The organism is Treponema sp. UBA7570 (assembly GCA_002477955.1).
Lineage (GTDB): Bacteria > Spirochaetota > Spirochaetia > Treponematales > Treponemataceae > Treponema_D.
Map to the genome: position 1 here is coordinate 33,236 of DLLE01000014.1, position 705 is coordinate 33,940.

The following is a 705-nucleotide window of genomic DNA, read 5'->3' on the forward strand; positions in this document are numbered from 1 at the left end:
CTTTTTTTTTGCGGCTGATGACGTTCTTTTTTTTGTAAATTTTTTATAAAAAGCCTGTATTTTTTATTTTTCTGTTTTTTATTCTATGCTATAATCTTTGTTATGTTTTTTCCCATGGAGGTTTTTTATGGAAACTTTGTTTAAAATCAAGGAGAAGGGGTCAACCGTAAGCCGCGAAATTATTGGTGGTATTACAACTTTCCTTGCAATGTCCTACATTCTTGCTGTTAATCCTGGAATGCTTGGTTCTATCCCTGGAATGGGTTTTGAAGGCGTTTTTACGGCAACTGCGATTTCTGCTGCTGTTGCAACTCTGATTATGGCTTTTTTTGCAAATATGCCTGTTGCCCTTGCTTCTGGTATGGGGCTTAATGCGTTCTTTACATATACGGTTTGCGGCCAGATGGGGTGTTCTCCATGGTTTGCTCTTACAGCTGTTTTGCTTGAAGGCGTTTTGTTTATTGTTCTTTCGTTTTTTGGTGTTCGTGAGGCGATTATCAATTCTATTCCTTCGACTATGAAGAAAGCTGTTGCTGTTGGTATTGGTCTTTTTATTGCCTTGATTGGCCTTAACAACGCTGGAATCGTAACTTCTTCAAACGGAACAATTATCGGTTTTAACGCATTTGATAAAGAACATATTTCTGCAATTGTTGCGATTATCGGTCTTGTAATTACGGTTGTGCTTTATATTCTTAAGGTTCC

1 protein-coding gene is annotated in these 705 nt (G+C 37.4%); it reads left to right on the forward strand.

The annotated features are described in order from the left end of the window. Positions 1–127 precede the first annotated feature (127 nt). The coding region (locus tag B4N75_RS01250; RefSeq protein WP_296706370.1) for an NCS2 family permease at positions 128–705 on the forward strand (578 nt) is incomplete at its 3' end.